Raw genomic sequence first — 18,242 nt, forward strand, 5'->3', positions numbered from 1 at the left:
CGCGCTGGTCATGCGCCCAGTTCGGAGCTCAGTTTCGCCAGCTGGGCGTCGTAGATCCGCTGCAGGCCCTTGGGGGCGAAGGTGCGCTCGAAGAACCCTCCGATGCCGCCCGCTCCGTCCCACGTTGTCGTGACCTGGACGCGCGCGCCCCCGGCGGCCGGGGAGACCGTCCAGGTGGTGACCATGGACGAGTTCGCGTCTCGCTCCACCAGCCGGTCCTTGCCGGGAGCGGTCACGGTGAACAGGCAGTCGCGGACCCGCTTGCTGGTGGCCGCGAGCTTCCAGTGCACCACCGTGCCCTCGCCCTGGCCGCCCTCCCGTACCTCGTACTCGCTGAAGTGCTCGGTCAGCATGCGGGACCGCACCCCCGTGTAGTCGGCGAGCGCTCCGAGCACCTGCTCCGGGCTCGCCTGCACCGTTGCTTCCGCATTGACCACGACTTGTCCCATGCCGTTCATCCTCCCACCGCAATGATCAGAAATCGTGCGGGGCGCGCCCCTACAATCATGCGATCGGCTACCCGCAGGGAGGTCCGTCCATGAGCGGTGAGCATCATCCGGAGTGGGTGATCGACCCCGAGACCCCCAGCGTGGCCCGGATGTACGACTACTACCTCGGAGGCAAGGACAACTTCGCCGCCGACCGCGCGGCCGCCGACCAGGTGGTCGCGGCGATGCCGAACGTCCTGGAGTTCACCCGCGCCAACCGCCGGCTGCTGTCGCGGGCCGTGACGATGATGGCCGCCAGCGGCGTCCGCCAGTTCCTCGACATCGGCTCGGGGCTGCCGACGCGCGAGAACGTGCACGAGGTGGCCCAGCGCGCCGCCCCCGGCTCCCGCGTCATCTACGTCGACAACGACCCGATCGTCCTCGTGCACGCCCGGGCGCTGCTGGCCGACAACCCGCTGACCACCGTCGTGCAGGCCGACCTGCGCGAACCGGAGGCCGTCGTAGGTCATCCCGAGGTCAAGGCCCGGATCGACTTCGACCAGCCGGTGGGCCTGCTGATGCTGGCCATCCTGCACTTCATCCCGGACGAGGACCGTCCGGCCGAGATCGTGGCGCGGCTGCGCGAGTCCCTGGCGCCCGGCAGCTACCTGGCCGTCTCGCACGGCTACCGCGGCGCGATCACGCAGGACGTCGAGGACCAGGTGCGGTCCGCCTACGGCAGGACGGGAGCGGGCGACCTCATCCCGCGCGGGGTCGACGAGGTCATGGCGTTCTTCGAGGGGACCGAGCTCGTCGGGCCCGGCCTGGTGCAGGTCGCCGACTGGCGGCCGGACGGCGAGGCGCTGCGGTCCGACATGGCCCCGCCCGGTTTCCTCGCCGGCGTGGGCAGGGTGGTCTGATGCTCCCGCTGGAGTTCCTGTTCAGCCGGGCGTTCAGCGAAGACCCGTACACCGTGTACGCCGAACTGCGGGAGCGGGGCCCGGTCCACCCCATCGACTTCCCCCGGGGCGCCACCGCCTTCCTGGTGGTCGACCACGAGCACGGCCGCGCGGCGCTGAACGATCCGCGCCTGTCCAAGGACGTCGCGCACAGTGCCGTGCCCGTGAACGGCGAGCAGTTCTTCGGCGGCACGATGCTCGCCATGGACCCGCCCGACCACACCCGGCTGCGCGGCCTGATGGCGAAGGCGTTCACCGCCGGACGGGTCGAGAAGCTGCGGCCCCGCGTCCAGGAGATCGCCGACGCGCTGCTGGACGGCATCGCCGCGCGCGGCGGGGCCGACCTGATCGAGGACCTCGCCGTCCCGCTGCCGGTCCAGGTCATCTGCGAGCTGCTCGGCGTCCCGGCGTCCGACCGGGCCCGGTTCCGCGCGTGGACGGCCGTGCTGACCGTGCCGGCGCTGACCGCCGAGGCCCGCGCCTCCCGCCGCGACGCCGCCCGCGAGTTCAACGGCTACCTGAGCGAGGCCATCGCAGCCCGCCGGGCCGCCCCCGAGGACGACCTGATCAGCGCCCTGATCACCGCCCGCGACGGCGATTCCGCCCTGGCCGAGGCCGAACTACTGGCCGCCATCGCCCTCCTGCTGATCGCGGGGCACGAGACGACGGTCAACCTCATCGGCAACGGCGTCCTGGCCCTGCTCCAGGCGCCCGGCCAGCTGGAGCTGCTCCGGACGCGGCCCGAGCTGCTGCCGTCCGCGATCGAGGAGCTGCTGCGCTACGACGGCCCGGTGGAGCGGGCGAGCCAGCGCATCGCCCTGGTGGACATGGAGATCGCCGGTACCCCGATCCCCAAGGGCGCCTGGGTGCACGTCTCGCTCGGCGCCGCCGACCGCGACCCCGCCGCGTTCGACGACCCCGACCGGCTTGACGTGACCCGCGCCCCCAAACGCCACGTCGCCTTCGGCCACGGCCTCCACTTCTGCCTCGGCGCCCCCCTCGCCCGCCTGGAGGGCCAGATCGCCATCGGCGGCCTCCTGGCCCGCTTCCCCGGCCTCGCCCTCGCCGTCCCGCCCGCCGACCTGCGCCACCACCGCACCGGCTCCATCGTCCGCGGCCTGGTCACCCTCCCCGTTCGCGTCTGACGCCCGTCACCACCAGCCGAAGGCCAGCCAGGTGAGGAAGGGCGCGACGCGGATGGGAGTCCCCTGACGGGCCACCGGGAAGCCGGTGAGTGGGTGGCGGCCCGTCAGGGGGGCCTGATGGACCGGGGTGTCCCGGTCAGCCGATGGAGCAGGTGTTGGCCACGTCGCCGGTGGTCTGGCGCGGGACGGTGGCGCTGGGCGGGGGCGCCTGGCCGCCGCGAGGGGCCGTCCAGCGTTCGAGGTCCTCGAACGCCGTCCGCATGCAGGGGAGCAGCGGGCGCATCCTGGCGGGGAACATGTCGTATTCGAGGTCGAGGTGGGACGCGCCCTCGATCCGGTAGTAGCGGTGCAGCGCGCCCCTGTGCTGCGAACGGATCTTCCGGTCGTAGGCGTCGCCGTGGACCTTGATCGGCAGGAGGGTGTCCAGCGTCCCCTGCACGGTGATCATCGGCTTGCCGATGCGGCCGGTCATCCCCAGCCGCTCCACCGTCTTGTGGACGCTCCTGGGACGCGCGTAGTACCGGTAGTCGGTGTCGCAGCCGGGCGTACCGCTCTCGCAGTACGGGATGCCCGCCTCCAGGTCGCCGTCGTAGGCCGGGTCGACCTCTTCGCGGTAGATGCGCTGAGTGTTGTCCCAGAGGACGCGGTAGTTGAAGTCCCACAGGAACTCCGAGCCGGGCGCGAAGCCGGCCTTCAGCATCGCGGCGTGCGCCGCTGGGTCGCCGGTCGCGGCGTACTTCGGGTAGTTGCGCAGCGCCACCGGCAGGTACACCAGCGCGTTGTTCCCGCCGTCGCGCGGCCAGTACGTGCCTTCGGCGTCGATGCCGCCGTCGTACAGCTCGGGGTGGTTCTCCAGCGCCCAGCGCACCAGCTGGCCGCCGTTGGAGATGCCCGCCGCGTACGTCCTGCGGAGCGGCTTGCGGTAGTGGCGGGCCACCGTGACCTTGGCGGCGACGGTGAGCTGCGTCATCCGGCGATACCACTCCGCGATGGCGTCGCCAGGACGCGTGCCGTCCTTGTAGAACTGGTTGCCGCTGTTGCCCTTGTCGGTCGAGGCGAACGCGTATCCCTTGGCCAGCACCCAGTCGGAGATGGTGAAGTCGTTGGCGTACTGGAGGCGCGTCCCCGGCGCCCCCGAGACCACCAGGCCGCCGTTCCAGTTCTCCGGAAGCCGGATCACGAACTGGGCGTCATGGTTCCAGCCGTGGGTGGTGTTGAACGTGGAGCCGTCCTGGAAGTAGCCGTCGATCTGGATTCCCGGCACTCCGCTCGGGTTCCTGGTGGCGGTCGAGTGCAGCCCCGTCCACTGGGCGGGGACGGTGTGGCCCGAGGCGACCGTGCCGGCGGTGGTCAGGTCGTCCAGGCAGGCGGCGATCTGCTTCTCCGCTCCGGGGACGTGGACCTCGTGCATGCGGGCGCAGCCGGCGTCGGCCTGCGCGGCCGCACCGGTCACCGCGACCAGCGGGACCGCCAGCAGCGACCCCAGCGCGACTGAGAGGACGGAGGATCGGCGAAGGACAGGCATGTGCGGCCTCCGGGGGTGGGTACGGGGATCGTCGGTCCGCCCCGTGGGAGATGACATGCTCCGCGACCTGCGGCGGGCGGGGCCACGTCGCCGAGCACACTCTTCACCGGCGTCCTGTGGTGGCGGCACCCTGCGGTGTGCGCCGCCTCATAGTCGGCCGCCCGAATATGTGCCGGGTCACCTGGTTCGCACGCGCCGCCGCCGCCTAGCGTTCACGGTCACGGCGACCCGAGTGTGGTGCCGGTCACGGCACGACGCATGAGGAGGGCGCATGGGCGATCCCGTCCCGGAGGCCCCGCTTCTGACGGCTCCGGTTCTGACGGCTCGGGGTCTGGTGAGGGAGTTCCGCGGTTTCCGTGCGGTGGACGGCGTGGACCTCGACATCGGGGAGGGTTCCGTCCATGCGCTGGTGGGGCCGAACGGCGCCGGCAAGACGACGCTGTTCAACCTCCTCACCGGTTTCCTGAAGCCCACCGCGGGCAGCGTGCTGCTGGCGGGCCGCCGGGAGCTGGCCGGGCGCAGCCCCGAGGCGATCACCCGGCTGGGCGTGGCGCGCTCGTTCCAGATCACCAGCCTGTTCGCCGAGCTGACCCCGCGTCGGCACCTGGAGCTGGCGCTGGCGAGCGGCACCGGCCTGGGCTGGCGGTTCTGGCGCTCGGACCGGGCGCTGGACCGCTTCGCCGGACGCGCGGGGGAGCTGCTCGACCAGGTCGGGCTCGCCGGTCACGGCGACGTCCCGGCGGGCTCGCTGTCGTACGGCAGCAAGCGCGCGCTGGAACTCGCGCTCGCTCTGGCGCTCGACCCCAAGGTGCTGCTGCTGGACGAGCCGACCGCCGGCATGGGCGTCGAGGACGTGGAACGCACCATCGAGCTCGTCCGCAAGATCCGTGCCGGCCGGACCGTGGTCCTGGTCGAGCACAACATGAACGTGGTCGCGAGCCTCGCCGACCGGGTGACCGTCCTGCAGCACGGCAAGGTGCTGGCCGAGGGCCCGTACGCCGACATCCGCCATGACCCGCGCGTCATCACCGCCTACCTGGGGGACTCCCATGCTGCGCGTTGACGGACTGTCCGCCTGGTACGGCGAGGCGCAGGCCCTGCGCGAAGTGTCGATGCGGGTGGACGAGGGCGAGATCGTCACGCTCGTCGGACGCAACGGCGCCGGCAAGACGACGCTCCTGCGCTGCCTGATGGGATTGCACGGCGCGCACGGCCGGACGGCGGGCACCGCCTCGCTGTTCGACGACGACATCTCCGCTCTCAGCTCGCACAAGCGTGCCCGGCGCGGCCTCGGCTACGTCCCGGACGACCGCGGCATCTTCGCGACGCTGTCGGTGGAGGAGAACCTGACGCTCCCGCCGCGCACGGGTCCCGATCCGTGGTCGCTGGAGCGGGTCTATGAGACGTTCCCCCGCCTTCGAGAACGGCGCCGGTTTCCCGGGACGAAGCTGTCGGGCGGCGAGCAGCAGATGCTCGCACTGGCCCGGGTGCTGCGGACCGGTGCCCGGCTGCTGCTGTGCGACGAGCCCACCGAGGGCCTGTCGCCCCTGATCGTCCAGCAGATCGGCGCGATCCTGCGGGAGGTCAAGGCGGCCGGGGTCACCGTCCTGCTCATCGAGCAGAACGTGCACTTCGCCGCCACCGTCGCCGACCGCCACTACCTGCTCGCCGAGGGCCGGATCGTCGACGCGCTGGACAACGACCAGGTCCGTGAACGCGAGCACGAGCTGCTCGACTACCTCGGCATCTGACCACGCCGGAACCGGACGGGCCGAGTCCGTGAGATCGAAGGAGAGGCCGGAATGAAAGTCTTGGGCTGGAGCGGTGGCCTGGCCGCCGCAGGGCTGCTGCTGGCCGCGTGCGGGGGCGGGCCGGCCGGCGGCGGCGGGAAGATCAGCGACGGCAAGGTCGTGCTGGCCGTGCTGAACGACGCGTCGGGCATCTACGCCGACACCTCGGGCAAGTCCACGGTCGAGGCCGTCAAGATGGCGGTGGCCGACTACAAGGCCAAGTACGGCGGCAAGGCGGTGGCCGAGAAGATCGAGGTGGTGGCCGCCGACCACCAGAACAAGCCGGAGATCGCCAACTCCAAGGCGCAGGAGCTGTACGACCGCAAGCACGCCGACCTGATCGTGGACGTGCCCACCTCGTCCGCCGCGTTCGCCGTCGCCACCATCGCCAAGAACAAGAAGAAGGTGTTCATCGACGTCGGCGCCGCCAGCACCGAGCTGGAAGGCAAGCAGTGCAACAAGTACACCTTCCACTACGGCTACAACAGCTACATGCTCGCCCACGGCACCGGTACCGAGGTGACCAAGGACGGCGGCAAGAGCTGGTACATCATCTACCCGGACTACGCGTTCGGGCAGGACATGCAGAAGACGTTCGGCGAGGCCATCAAGGCGGCCGGCGGGACCGTGGTCAAGGCCGACCCGACGCCGTTCCCCAACGACAACTTCTCCACGTTCCTGCTCAAGGCGCCCAACCTCGACCCCAAGCCGAAGGTGATCGGCACCATGCACGCCGGTGGTGACCTGGTCAACCTGGTGAAGCAGTACAACGAGTACAAGCTGCGCGACAAGGGCGTCGGTCTGGCGGTCGGGCTGCTGGCCCTCAGCGACATCCACTCGCTCGGCCCGGACGCCCTGCACGGGGTCCGCTACACCGACATGTGGTACTGGAACCTGGACGACAGGAGCCGCGCCTGGGCCGACAAGTTCCAGGCCAAGGTCGGCAAGCGCCCCACCGCGAACATGGGCGCCAACTACTCGGCCGCGCTCCAGTACCTGGAGGCCGTGCAGCGCGCGGGCACCGACAAGTCCGACGCGGTGGTGAAGCAGCTGGAGGGCGCCAAGATCGATGACATGTTCGCCCGCAACGGCACCATCCGCCCCCAGGACCACCTGCTGCTGCACGACGCGTACCTGTCGCAGGTGAAGCCGTCCAGCGAGGTCAAGGAGCCGTGGGACTACGTGAAGATCCTCAAGACGATCCCGGCGGCGGAGGCGTTCCAGCCGCAGCCCGACCCGTCCTGCGCCCTCTAGGGGTCGTCACGTGCTGCAACAGGCGTTCAACGGGCTGGTGGGCGGGGCGTTCTTCGCCCTGCTCGCCCTCGGCCTGGCCGTCATCTTCGGGATGCTCGGCGTCGTCAACCTCGCCCACGGCGCGTTCTACATGCTCGGCGCGTTCGGGGCGTTCATCGCGCTCGACTCGTTCGGCCTGAACTTCTGGCTGTCCCTGGTGCTGGTGCCGCCGCTGCTGGGCGTGGCCGGGATCGTCCTGGAGCGGCTGTTCATCCGGCGGCTGACGCCGCTGGACCCCCTCTACAACTTCCTGTTCACCTTCGGCCTGGCGCTCATCCTGCAGGACCTGGTGAAGCGGCGGTACGGGGTGAACTCGCAGCCGTACCCGAGGCCGTCGCAGCTGGACCGGACGGTCGACCTCGGGCTGTTCACCTACCCCGCCTACCAGGTGTTCGTGCTGGCGATCTCGGTGCTGGGGTGCCTCGGGGTGTGGGTCGTCCTCACCCGGACGCGCGTCGGGATGATCGTCCGGGCGGCGACCGAGCGGCCCGAGCTGACCCGCGCGCTCGGCATCGACGTCGGCCGGTGGGTGACCCCGGTGTTCGGCTTCGGGGTCGCGCTGGCCGCGTTCGCCGGCGTCCTCGCCGCGCCGATGCGGGCGGTCAACCCGCTGATGGGCGCCGACCTGATCATCACGGTGTTCGCGGTGGTGGTGATCGGCGGCCTCGGGTCGGTGTTCGGCTCGGTCGCCGCGGGCTTCGCCGTCGGGCTGGTGTCGGCGCTGGGCAATCTCTACATCCCGTCGCTCTCCCAGACCCTGGTGTTCATCCTCATGGCCGCCGTCCTGCTGTGGCGGCCCGCCGGCCTGTTCGGACGCGAGGAGGCGTTCCGGTGATCCTCTCCAGGCTGGCCCGGTCGGGCCGGAGCGGGCCGCTGCTCCTCGCGACCGGGCTCGCCGCCGCCCTCGCCCTGCCCTGGCTGATCTATCCGCCGGTCGCGCTGGACATCGCCTGCTGGGCGCTGTTCGCCGCCGCCGTCGACCTGCTGCTCGGCTACACCGGGCTGCTGTCGTTCGGGCACGCCGCCTTCTGGGGCGGGTCCGCCTACTGCACCGGGCTGATCGCCCTGCACACCGGGATGCCGTTCCCGCTCGCGATCCTCGGCGGCGCGGCGTTCGCGGCGCTGCTGGCGGTGCCGATCGGCTACCTGTCCGTCCGGCTGACCGGGATCTACTTCGCGATGGTCACGCTCGCCTTCGCCCAGATGGTGTACTTCATCGCCAACCAGTGGCGGGACGTCACCGGCGGGGAGAACGGCCTGCAGGGCATACCCCGGGAGCTGTTCGGCCTCGACCTGTCCGAGCCGTTCTACTTCTACTACGCGGGCCTGCCGTTCGTGCTGGCCGGGCTGTTCGCCGCCTGGCGCATCGTCCGCTCGCCGTTCGGACGGGTCCTCGTGTCCATCCGCGACAACCCCGCCCGCGCCCGCGCGCTCGGCTACCCCGTCGACCGGTACCGGCTCCTCGCCTTCGTCCTGTCCGCCGGGCTCGCCGGGACGGCCGGCGGCGTGTTCGCCATCGGCCACGGCTTCGCCTCCCTCGAAGGCGTCTACTGGACGACCTCCGGGCAGGCCGTGATGATGGTCATCCTCGGCGGCATCGGCACGCTGTGGGGCGGCGCCATCGGCGCGGCCCTGGTCGTCCAGCTGCAGGACTACCTGGCCACCGCCGGGTTCCAGGAGACGGGGATCGTCACGGGCTCGATCTTCATCGTGATCGTGCTGCTGTTCCGCCGGGGCATCTGGGGGACGGCCCGCCACCTGCTCGCCGCCCGCCGCCCGGCCGCCCCCGGCGCCGCTCAGGCCGCGGGCACGGCGACCGGGACGGCGAGCAGCGCGGCCTCCCGCGCGGACTTGCGGGCCGTCTCGTCGAAGTCGGGGGCGACGCACGCGAAGAGCGTCCGGCCGTCGGAGCCGCCGAGCCCGCAGGCGTAGACGTTCGTCCCGAGGCCCACCTCGTCGGTGATCACGCCTTGAGCAGGACGCCGTCGCCGGTGATCACGCTGCCGTTGGGGGACCTCCCGTGATGGTGCACTCAGAACACTTCCCGCTGATGCGCGGCGAACCTCTCCCTGAGGGCGACTTTGGAGAACTTGCCCGTCGCCGTCTTGGGGATCTCGGGCAGGATCCAGATCCGCTCGGGGATCCACCAGGAGGCGACGCGGCCGGTGAGGTGCGCGCGAAGGCCCGCCTCGTCGAGGGCGCTCCCGGCGGCGAGGACGACGCAGGCGAGGGGGCGCTCGCCCCAGCGGTCGTCCGGTACGCCGATGACCGCCGCCTCCGCCACGCCGGGATGCGCCATGATCTCGTTCTCCAGGACGCCGGAGGAGATCCACTCGCCGCCGGACTTCACGAGGTCCTTGGTGCGGTCGACGATGCGGATGTAGCCGTACCGGTCGATGGTGGCGACGTCCCCGGTGCGCAGCCAGCCATCCTCGGTGAACCTCGACTCGCCCGGGTCGGCCCCGAAGTAGCGGGACGCGACGGTGGGCCCGGCGACCTGGAGCTCGCCGGGCGTCGCGCCGTCGTGGTCGACGCCGTTGCCCTCGTCGTCGGCCAGCCGCAGCTCGGTGAGCGGAAGGGCGGGGCCGGGGGTGGCGAGTATCGCGCGCCGGGCGTCGGTGCCGAGGCCGTCGTGCACGGTCGCGAGCCGCGAGGCGGCCACCACCGGGCTGGTCTCGGTCATGCCCCACGAGCTGGTGAGCGGGACGCCGGCGGCCTCGTGCCACGCCCGCGCGAGCGCGTCCGGCACCGGGCTGCCTCCGGACACGACCATCCGCAGGGACGAGACGTCGACCTCCCCGAGCAGGGGGAGGAGCGAGCGCCAGATCGCCGGGACCCCGGCCGTGAACGTCACCCGGTGCCGGGACATCTGGCGGGCCAGCGCCGCCGAGTCCATCGCCGGGCCGGGCAGGACGAGGTCGGCGCCGGCGAGCATCGCGGCGTAGGGCAGCCCCCACGCGTTGACGTGGAACATCGGCACGATGGGCATCACGACGTCGCGCTCGCTGATCGCGAAGTTGTCCGCGCCGAGGAGCATGAGCGCGTGCAGGACGATCGACCGGTGGCTGTACAGCACGCCTTTGGGGCGTCCGGTCGTGCCCGACGTGTAGCAGAGGCTCGCGGCGTCGTTCTCGTCGATCGTCACGGGTGATGCCGTGCCGGGGGCCTGGGCGAGCAGTGCCTCGTAGTCGATGACGCGGGGGTCGCCGGGCGGTTCCGCCGTGCCGCCGTCGTCCATGACCACGACGTGGCGGACGGCCGGAACCTGCTCGACCAGGGGCCACACCGTGGCGATCAGGGAGCGGTCGACGAACAGGACGTCGTCTTGGGCGTCGTTGAGGATGTAGGTCAGCTCGTCGGCGAACAGCCGGTGGTTGAGGGTGTGCAGCACGCGGCCGCTGCTCGGGACCGCGAGGTACAGCTCGACATGGCGCTGGGAGTTCCAGCCGAACGTCCCCACGCGGGCATGGCGCGGGACGTCCAGCAGGTCGAGAGCGGCGGCGAGGCGGCGCGCGCGGCCGGCGACATGATGCCAGGTGGCGGCGACCTCGCCGTCCGCGGTCGCGGTGACGACCCATTTGTGGGCGAACGACTGCTCGACGCGGCGCATGAGCATCGGGACGTCGAGAGGTCGGTCCTGCATCAGACCGTGCATGGAACCTCCAGCACCGCGACGGGCAAGGGTGTCTGACGGGCCATCGTAGCGGTTACTAAGCGCATAGTCAGGTGCGGAGAACTGGTCGCCCGCCGGTGGATCCGGCGGATCGGGGCTACTCGCCGGCCGCGCCCCCGGCGACCAGTTTCAGCGCGAGATCGGCGTAGAACTCGCCGAGCTGCTCCGGCGCGTCGGGCCCGTCGAGCCGGTACCAGCGGACGAGGTCGATGCTCAGCGACAGCATCGCCCGCGTGACCCGCTTGACGTCGACCTGGGCGAACGAACCGTCGGCGACACCGCGGGCGACCGCGTCCCGGAAGAACGCGTTGGTCCCGTGGCGGACCTCGACGATCTCGTCGTAGTGCTCGGCCGTGAGGCCGGTCAGCTCCAGCTGGCAGACCCGCGCGGCCACGTGGTGGCGGGCATGCCACGCCGTGTACGCCGAGACGATGGCGCGCAGCCGGTCCGCCGAACCCTCCAGGGCCAGGATGGACGGGTCCTGGACGTGCGCCAGGACCCGCTCATGACCGACCCGGATGATCTCGAACAGGACCAGTTCCTTCGACGGGAAGTGGACGTAGAGGGCGGCCGGGCTGAGGCCCACGCCCTCGGCGATGTCGCGCGTCGTCGTGGCGTGGAAGCCGTTCGCGGCGAAGCAGCGCACCGCCGACGTCAGCAGGCCGCGCTGCACGGTGCCGAGTTCCGCCCGCCAGAGGTCGGGGGAGTGGTCCTGCAGCCGGGGGTCGTCCGCCAGGTCCTGCGCGGTGAACCGGGCCTGCCGTCTGGCCATCGGCGATTCTCGCCTCCTCTGGGTACCGGAGCATGCTGTCGGCGCGGGCCCCGGTGAGCCTTGACACGAGCGCCCGCAGCGGTGACTATGCGCTTACTTACTATAGGGAAGGCCGAAGGCGAGTGTGAACGGGCACAGTTATCTCCGGCTCCTCGTCGACGGGGCACCGCTGCCGCACTACGACGCCGTCCTGCGCGAGACGGCGGCGAGCGCCGGCTCGCCCGCCGAACTGGAGGAGCTGCAGGCCGAGCACACGCTCGCCCTCCGGCTCCGCGAGACGCTGGAGAAGCAGCGCACCCGGCAGGAGCAGCAGCGCGCGCTGGTCGAGTGCGCGAAGGAGCTCGCGGAGGACCGCAGCGACCCGGACGCGATCCTGACCCTGATCGTGAGCCAGGCGCAGCGGCTGCTCGGCTGCGACATGGCCTACCTGAGCCTGAACGACGACAAGGACCGGTCGACCCGCATGCGGGTGATGGTCGGCGCCACGTCCTCCGCCTGGAAGGACGTCCGGATCCCGTTCGGCGTCGGCATCGGGGGCCGGGTCGCCGCCACGGGCACGCCGTTCTCGACGCCCGACTACTTCAGCGACGAGCGGCTCGCGCACGATCCCGCCGTCGACGCCTCGGTCAGGGCGGAACGGCAGGTGTCGATCGTCGGCGTGCCGCTGCGCAACAGCCACGACATCGGGGTGCTCTTCGCGTCCAACCGCACGCCCGGCCCGTTCTCGCACGACGCCATCGCGCTGCTCGGCTCCTTCGCGGCCCTCGCCGCGTCCGCGATCGACCAGGCGCGGCAGCGGCACGCCGAGGCCCAGGCGCTCGCCGCCCTGCGGCAGGCGAACGAGGCGCTGCGGCGGCACACGGTCGAGGAGGAGAGGGCGGTCGCGGCGCACGACCAGAGCATGGACATCGTGCTCCGCGGCGGCGGCGTGCAGGAGGTCGTCAGCGCGACGGGCGACCAGCTCGGCGGCGTGCTCGCCATCTTCGACGAGCTGCAGACGCCCGTCGCCTGGACGCCGGGGGCGTCCGGGGAGGTCCTGAAGGGCATGTCGGCCGCGGTGGACGGGCGGGCCGGCGGGACGTACTGGGCCACCGACCTCGTCGCCGGCAGCGAGAACCTCGGCACGCTGGTCTGGGCTCCGCCGGTCACGTCCGCCGAACCCGGCGACCTGGACCGGCGCCTGCTCGAACGGGCGGCCGTCGTCGCCTCGCTGCTCCAGCTGTTCGGCCGCAACCTCGCCGCCGCGGAGGCCAGGGTGCGCGGCGAACTGCTGGACGACCTCCTCACCCCCGACGCCCGCACGTACTCGTCGCTGGCCGAGCGCGCGCTGCGGATCGGCTACCAGCCCCAGAAGCGGCACGCCGTCGTCGTCGCGCACATCCGGGCGGAGAAGCGGCGCGGGCTCGCCTCCGTGGCGTCCGACCTCGCCGCCGCCCGCGACGGCCTGAGCACCGTGCGGGACGGCCGGGCGGTCCTGGTCATCCCGTCCGACGACCCGTCGCTGACGGGCCGCCAGGTGGCGCGGTCGATGACCATGCGGCTGCGGTCGCCCGTCACCGTCGGCGCGGCGGGGCCGGTGGACGACCCCGCCGACCTGCCCGCCGCCTACGCCGAGGCGCTGGCCTGCGCGCAGGCGCTGCTGCGGCTCGAACGCGAGGGCGCCGCCGCCACGGCCGACGACCTCGGGTACGCCGGGCTGCTCCTCGGCGACGGCGCGTCCGCGACCCGGTACGTGGTGCGGACGCTCGGCCCGGTCATCCGGCACGACGAGCAGCGGTCGACCATGCTGATGGAGACGCTCGAAACCTACTTCGCCACCGGGCAGAGCCTCGTCGCCAGCGCGAAGCGGCTGCACATCCACCCGAACACCGTCACGCAGCGCCTCGACCGCGTGAAACGCCTCCTGGGCGTGGACTGGAACAGCCCGGACCACACCCTGGAAGTCCAGCTCGCGCTGCGCCTGCACCGGCTCGGCCGCGACCTCGACGTCTGACCGGGGTCCAGTACCGGTTCGTCGCGGCGTCCCATTCCGTCCGCTTCCGTCCGACCGGTTGTCCGGACGGCCGGGACGCGCCTTCGATGGTCGTGCTGATCTTCCCGGTGGGGGCCGGCGCGCGGGGCGCCGGCCGGCCGGGCGATGCGTCACGGGGGCGATGTGATCACGTGTAACGGGGAGCCGGCGACGGGCGCGGCACCTGCCGGCCGGTCGCGGGCGGTGCTGTCGGTCGGGCTGCTGGGCCCGCTCGCCGTGTCGGTGGACGAGCGCCCGGTCGCGCTGACCGCGGGCAGGCTGCGGGCCATGCTGGCGGCGCTCGCGCTGTCGTCCGGCCAGGCAGTGTCGGTCGAGCGCCTGGCCGCGGCGGTGTGGGCGGACGAGGAGCTGCCGGGCAACGTCCGGCGCAGCGTGCAGACCTATATCGCCCGGCTGCGGAACGCGCTCGGCACGCAGTCGATCGGCCCGCGGCCCACCGGCTACGTGCTGCACGCCGACCCGGAGGACGTCGACGTCCTGCGGTTCGGCAGGCTGCTGAACGCCGCGTCGGCGGCGCCGAGCGCCGCGCGGGAACGGGCGCTGCTCGCCGAGGCGCTGGGCCTGTGGCGCGGCCGGCCGCTGGAGGGCGTGCCGTCCGGCGGGCTGCGGGAGTCGGAGACGCCGTGGCTGGTCGAACGCCACCTCGCCGCGCTGGAGCGGCGCGTCGACCTGGACATCGCCGCCGGCCGCCACGCCGAACTGGTCGTGGAGCTGAGCGAGCTGACCGGGCGGTACCCCCTGCGCGAGCCGCTGTGGGCGCGGCTGCTGGTCGTCCTCGCCCGGTCGGGCCGCCAGGCCGACGCGCTGGCCCGGTACGAGCAGATCCGCGTGCGGATCGCCGCCGAATTCGGCGCGGACCCCAACCCGGCGCTGCAGCGGATCCACGCGGACCTGCTGGCGCGGAGGACGCCGGGCCTGTGACCGTCCCTCGCGGCGGGTGACCGGCGCCCGCGGCGATTGATCAACGCCGCCGCCGTTGGCCAGAATGAAGGCCATGGGCGAAGCGGACGAGGACGGCCGTCGCCGGGTGCGCGCCCGGACCCCGCCGGAAACCCCGGCAGGCGCCGCCCCGCCGTCCGACGTGTGCCCCTATCAGGGCCTCGTGCCGTTCGAGGCCGACAAGGCCGGCTTCTTCTTCGGACGCGGCCCGGCGACGCGCAACCTCCTGGAGCGGCTCGGCCCGCGCCTGGAGGAGCGCGGATCCATCCTGCTGGTCTCGGGAGCCTCCGGGGTGGGCAAGTCGTCGCTGTTACGGGCGGGGCTGATGCCCGCGCTGGCGGAGGGGATGCTGCCGGTCGCCGGGTCGCGGGACTGGCCGCGCCTCATCATGAGCCCTGCCGCGGCGCCATTGCGGGCGCTCGCCGAAGAATGGGCGCGGGTCCTCGGCGGGGACGCCGGCACGGTGGAACGGCTGCTGCGGGACGACCCGCGGCGGGCGGTGACCGGCCATCTCTCCCCGCCCGGCCGTTTCGTCCTCGTGGTCGATCAGTTCGAGGAACTGTTCACGCTGGTGCGGGACGAGGGGGAGCGCCAGGCGTTCGTGCGGGCGCTGCACGCCCTGGCCGGGCGCCCGCACGGCGCCGGGGTCGTCGTCGGCGTGCGGGCGGACTACTGGGACCGCTGCGCGGCCTACCCGGAGTTCGCCGAGGCCATCCAGGACGGCCAGGTCATCGTCGAGCCCATGACCGAGCCGGACCTGCGGCTGGCCGTCACCGGCCCCGCGGCCGCGGCGGGCCTGGAGATCGAACCCGCCCTCGTCGAGACCGTCCTGGGCGACCTGCGCGCCGGCCGGGCGGCCGGTGACCGGTACGAGGCCGGGGCCCTGCCGCTGCTCTCGCACGCGCTCCGCGACACCTGGGAGAGGCGGGAGGACGGCCGGCTGACCGTCAGGGGGTACGAGGCGTCCGGCCGCGTGCACGACGCGGTGCGGCGCACCGCCGACGAGGTCCTCGGGCGGCTGCCGCCCGCGGACCGCAAGACCGCGCTCCGGCTGCTGCGCCGGATGACCGTGATCACCGCGGGCGGGCGGGTGGCGCGCCGCCGGGTGACGCTGGCCGAGGCCCACGCCGCCGCGGGGGCGCACTCGGCGGCGGACCGGGACCGCGTCGAGGCGCTGCTGTCCTCGTTCGCCGACCGGCGGCTGCTCACCCTGCACGAGGACGCCGTCGAGATCTCCCATGACGCGCTGCTGACCGCCTGGCCCGCCCTCCGGCAGTGGCTGGCCCCGGACCTGACCGCGCAGACGGTGTACGACCGGCTCGTCGAGGACGCCGCGCAGTGGGCCGAGCACCACCGCGACCCAGCGTTCCTCTACCGGGGCGCCCGGCTGCTGGCCGTCGACGACGTCCGGCCCCGCTGGGAGCGCGACCCCGGCGGCTTCCCGCCGCCCGGCCCCACCGCCGCGGGCTTCCTCGCGGCGTCCACCCGGGCGGCGCGGCAGGCGGGGCGCCGCCGCCGCCTCGTCCAGGCCGGGCTCGCGACGCTGTCGGCGCTGGCCCTCGCCGCCGCCGGCGTGGCCGTCCGCGCCGCGGACGACGCGCACCGCCAGCGCGGCGTGGCGGTCTCCCGCCAGCTCGCCGCGCAGAGCGAGGCCACCGGCGATCCCGCGCTGTCCTCGATGCTGGCCGTGGCGGCGTGGCGGATCGCGCACACCGACGAGGCGCGCAACCGCCTGCTGGCCGCGGCGACCCGCACCGGCCGCGGAACCCTCGCCGGGCACGCCGGCGGCGTCACGGCGCTGGCGTTCAGCCCCGGCGGCTCGGTCATCGCGACGGGCGGCCGCGACGGCACCGTGCGGCTGTGGGACGCGGCGTCGCGGCGGCAGCTCGGCGCCCCGATCACGTATCCGGGGGACGAGTGCTCGGGCGGGTCCGGCGTCCGGGACGCGGCCTTCGCCCCCGACGGCCGGACGCTGGCGACGGCGTGCCTCGGCACCGTCCGGTTCTGGGACGTGGCCACCCACCGCGAGGCGGGCGCACCCCTCCGGGTCGAGTCGGTCGTGTCGGCGCTGGCGTACAACCCGGACGGCAGGACCCTCGCGACCGGGGAGTTCAGCGGTGTCGTCCGGCAGTGGGACGCGGTCGCGCACCGCCCGCACGGGCCTCCCATGGGCCGCGCCGACACCGGGCCGGAACGCTCGACCATGATCTACGCGCTGGCGTTCGGCCGGGACGGCAGGACGCTGGCCACCGCGAGCAAGGACAGGACCGCGCGGCTCTGGGACACCGCGACGTCCCGCCAGGTCGGGGCGCCGTTCGAAGGCCACACCAAGGACGTCGTCGACGTCGCCGTCAGCCCGGACGGCGCCACCCTCGCGACCGTGAGCCTGGACAGGACCGCCCGGCTGTGGGACGCCGCCACGCACGAGCAGAAGAACGTGCTCAGGGACCGCACCGCCGGTTTCGCGGCGATCGCGTTCAGCCCGGACGGCACGCGGCTCGCCACCGGCGGAAGCAGCGGCCGCACCGTCCTGTGGGACACGGCCGGCGGCGAGCAGGTGCTCGCGCTCTCCGACAACGCCGGCGCCGTCGAGCGCGTCGAGTTCAGCCCGGACGGGGGGCTGCTCGCCGCCGCCGGCGCCGACGGGACGGTGCGGCTCGCCGACCCGCGGACCCATCTGCAGATCGGGACCCCGATGCCCGCGCGGTCCGCCGTCGCGCTCAGCCCCGACGGCCGGACGCTCGCCGCGGGCGCCCCCGGCGAGGACGACCCGGCGATCCGGCTGTGGGACGTGGCCGCCCAGCGCCCCGCCGGTCCCCCGCTGACCCCCGAGGGCGCCCGCCGCCCGGTGGCCATGGCCGCCTTCCTCCCGGACGGGCGGACGCTCCTGACGTCCGGCCCGGACGGGCTGCGGCTCTGGGACGTGGCCGGCCACCGCGAGATCGCCCATGACGGGACGCTCGGCGGCGTGGCCGAGCTCAGCCCCGACGGCAGGTTCGCCGCCGTCCACCAGGACGGGGCGATCGCGTTCTGGGACGTCGCGCGCCGCCGGGAGACCGGGCCGCGCATCCGCGTCCCCGGGCACACCGACGTCATCACGGCGATGGCGGTCAGCCCCGACGGGGGGACGCTGGCCACCACCGGGTTCGACGACCGGGTGCGGCTGTTCGACGTCGCCTCCCGCCGCCAGATCGGCGCCGCGCTCGCCAAGGCCGGCGGCGGGTTCGTCAACGACCTGGCGTTCAGCCCGGACGGCCGCACCCTCGCCCTGACCGCCGCCGACTCCACCGTCCGGCTCTGGGACGTGGCGCGCCGCCGCCCGGTGGGGCTCGCCCTCGTCATCGGCACGGGCGCGATCAACGCGCTCGCCTTCAGCCCGGACGGCCAGGTCATCGCCACCGGCTCCACCGAGGGAGAGGTGCAGCTGTGGGACCTGCGCGCCCACCGGCGGCTCGGCGCCCCAATGAGCGGCCACACCCGCGGCGTCACGGCGCTCGCCTACGGCCGCGGCGGGACCGTCCTCGCCACGGTGGCCGGCGACGGGACCGCGCGGCTGTGGGACGCGGGCACGCCCGCCGACCCGGTGGCCGCGGCGTGCGCCAACGCCGGACGCCCGCTCACCCGCGACGAATGGGAGAACTACGTGCCGCAGGAGCAGTACCGGCGGACGTGCCCGTGACCCCGGC

General features: G+C 73.3%; 14 protein-coding genes. 10 read left to right on the top strand and 4 right to left on the bottom strand.

Annotated elements, in window-relative coordinates; all coding sequences use genetic code 11:
* Window positions 1-8 precede the first annotated feature (8 nt).
* On the bottom strand, window positions 9-449 hold the full coding sequence (locus AL2_RS16250) for an SRPBCC family protein (protein ID WP_067634705.1): 441 nt from the start codon (window positions 447-449) through the stop codon (window positions 9-11).
* An 89-nt stretch (window positions 450-538) separates the two neighbouring features.
* Here AL2_RS16250 and AL2_RS16255 point away from each other — a divergent pair, with 89 nt between their 5' ends.
* Together AL2_RS16255 and AL2_RS16260 are read left to right on the top strand one after the other, a co-directional pair.
* A complete protein-coding gene (locus tag AL2_RS16255; protein WP_067634706.1) occupies window positions 539-1,348 on the top strand; it encodes an SAM-dependent methyltransferase in 810 nt (269 codons plus the stop codon).
* On the top strand, window positions 1,348-2,532 hold the full coding sequence (locus AL2_RS16260; RefSeq protein ID WP_067634707.1) for a cytochrome P450 family protein: 1,185 nt from the start codon (window positions 1,348-1,350) through the stop codon (window positions 2,530-2,532). The genes AL2_RS16255 and AL2_RS16260 overlap by 1 nt, the downstream gene beginning before the upstream one ends.
* Window positions 2,533-2,668: 136 nt before the next feature.
* Here the strand turns inward: AL2_RS16260 and AL2_RS16265 are convergent, their stop codons facing one another.
* A complete protein-coding gene (locus AL2_RS16265; RefSeq protein WP_067634708.1) occupies window positions 2,669-4,057 on the bottom strand; it encodes a tannase/feruloyl esterase family alpha/beta hydrolase in 1,389 nt (462 codons plus the stop codon).
* A gap of 271 nt (window positions 4,058-4,328) precedes the next feature.
* On the opposite strand from AL2_RS16265, the gene AL2_RS16270 reads away from it, so the two are divergent.
* Genes AL2_RS16270 through AL2_RS16290 form a run of 5 tightly spaced genes read left to right on the top strand, consistent with a single transcriptional unit; the run spans window position 4,329 to window position 9,072 of the window.
* Window positions 4,329-5,120 carry an ABC transporter ATP-binding protein gene (locus AL2_RS16270; RefSeq protein ID WP_067634709.1) on the top strand — a complete coding sequence of 264 codons (792 nt, stop codon included), beginning with the start codon at window positions 4,329-4,331 and terminating at the stop codon, window positions 5,118-5,120.
* The gene (locus AL2_RS16275; RefSeq protein WP_067634710.1) at window positions 5,107-5,808 is read left to right on the top strand and encodes an ABC transporter ATP-binding protein; all 702 of its coding nucleotides are present in this window, start codon (window positions 5,107-5,109) and stop codon (window positions 5,806-5,808) included. The genes AL2_RS16270 and AL2_RS16275 overlap by 14 nt, the downstream gene beginning before the upstream one ends.
* Window positions 5,809-5,859: 51 nt before the next feature.
* On the top strand, window positions 5,860-7,101 hold the full coding sequence (locus AL2_RS16280; RefSeq protein ID WP_067634711.1) for an ABC transporter substrate-binding protein: 1,242 nt from the start codon (window positions 5,860-5,862) through the stop codon (window positions 7,099-7,101).
* 10 nt (window positions 7,102-7,111) lie between these two features.
* Window positions 7,112-7,975, top strand: a complete 864-nt coding sequence (locus AL2_RS16285; protein ID WP_067634712.1) for a branched-chain amino acid ABC transporter permease — start codon at window positions 7,112-7,114, stop codon at window positions 7,973-7,975.
* Complete coding sequence (locus AL2_RS16290; RefSeq protein ID WP_210748358.1) at window positions 7,972-9,072, top strand: branched-chain amino acid ABC transporter permease; 1,101 nt, start codon at window positions 7,972-7,974, stop codon at window positions 9,070-9,072. Before AL2_RS16285 ends, AL2_RS16290 begins: the two co-directional genes overlap by 4 nt.
* 100 nt (window positions 9,073-9,172) lie before the next feature.
* Here AL2_RS16290 and AL2_RS16295 read toward each other — a convergent pair whose 3' ends face one another.
* Window positions 9,173-10,795: a long-chain fatty acid--CoA ligase gene (locus AL2_RS16295; RefSeq protein ID WP_067634713.1), complete on the bottom strand. Its 1,623-nt coding sequence runs from the start codon at window positions 10,793-10,795 to the stop codon at window positions 9,173-9,175.
* A gap of 115 nt (window positions 10,796-10,910) precedes the next feature.
* A complete protein-coding gene (locus AL2_RS16300) occupies window positions 10,911-11,585 on the bottom strand; it encodes a TetR/AcrR family transcriptional regulator (RefSeq protein WP_083946575.1) in 675 nt (224 codons plus the stop codon).
* Between the two features lie 124 nt (window positions 11,586-11,709).
* Between AL2_RS16300 and AL2_RS16305 the strand changes: the two genes are divergently transcribed.
* From AL2_RS16305 to AL2_RS16315, 3 genes are all read left to right on the top strand, one after another.
* Window positions 11,710-13,578, top strand: a complete 1,869-nt coding sequence (locus AL2_RS16305) for a helix-turn-helix domain-containing protein (protein ID WP_067634714.1) — start codon at window positions 11,710-11,712, stop codon at window positions 13,576-13,578.
* A gap of 162 nt (window positions 13,579-13,740) precedes the next feature.
* Complete coding sequence (locus AL2_RS16310; protein WP_168444718.1) at window positions 13,741-14,538, top strand: AfsR/SARP family transcriptional regulator; 798 nt, start codon at window positions 13,741-13,743, stop codon at window positions 14,536-14,538.
* A 73-nt stretch (window positions 14,539-14,611) separates the two neighbouring features.
* Window positions 14,612-18,235 (top strand): NACHT and WD repeat domain-containing protein, encoded by a 3,624-nt coding sequence (locus AL2_RS16315; protein WP_157438192.1) that lies wholly within the window; start codon window positions 14,612-14,614, stop codon window positions 18,233-18,235.
* The last annotated feature ends 7 nt before the right edge of the window (window positions 18,236-18,242 follow it).

This window comes from Actinomadura latina NBRC 106108 (assembly GCF_001552195.1).
GTDB classification, from domain to species: Bacteria; Actinomycetota; Actinomycetes; order Streptosporangiales; family Streptosporangiaceae; genus Spirillospora; species Spirillospora latina.

Coding starts and splice junctions, on each gene's coding strand:
- AL2_RS16250 (WP_067634705.1), bottom strand. CDS start 449: ATGGGACAAGTCGTGGTCAATGCGGAAGCAACGGTGCAGGCGAGCCCG.
- AL2_RS16255 (WP_067634706.1), top strand. CDS start 539: ATGAGCGGTGAGCATCATCCGGAGTGGGTGATCGACCCCGAGACCCCC.
- AL2_RS16260 (WP_067634707.1), top strand. CDS start 1,348: ATGCTCCCGCTGGAGTTCCTGTTCAGCCGGGCGTTCAGCGAAGACCCG.
- AL2_RS16265 (WP_067634708.1), bottom strand. CDS start 4,057: ATGCCTGTCCTTCGCCGATCCTCCGTCCTCTCAGTCGCGCTGGGGTCG.
- AL2_RS16270 (WP_067634709.1), top strand. CDS start 4,329: ATGGGCGATCCCGTCCCGGAGGCCCCGCTTCTGACGGCTCCGGTTCTG.
- AL2_RS16275 (WP_067634710.1), top strand. CDS start 5,107: ATGCTGCGCGTTGACGGACTGTCCGCCTGGTACGGCGAGGCGCAGGCC.
- AL2_RS16280 (WP_067634711.1), top strand. CDS start 5,860: ATGAAAGTCTTGGGCTGGAGCGGTGGCCTGGCCGCCGCAGGGCTGCTG.
- AL2_RS16295 (WP_067634713.1), bottom strand. CDS start 10,795: ATGCACGGTCTGATGCAGGACCGACCTCTCGACGTCCCGATGCTCATG.
- AL2_RS16300 (WP_083946575.1), bottom strand. CDS start 11,585: ATGGCCAGACGGCAGGCCCGGTTCACCGCGCAGGACCTGGCGGACGAC.
- AL2_RS16315 (WP_157438192.1), top strand. CDS start 14,612: ATGGGCGAAGCGGACGAGGACGGCCGTCGCCGGGTGCGCGCCCGGACC.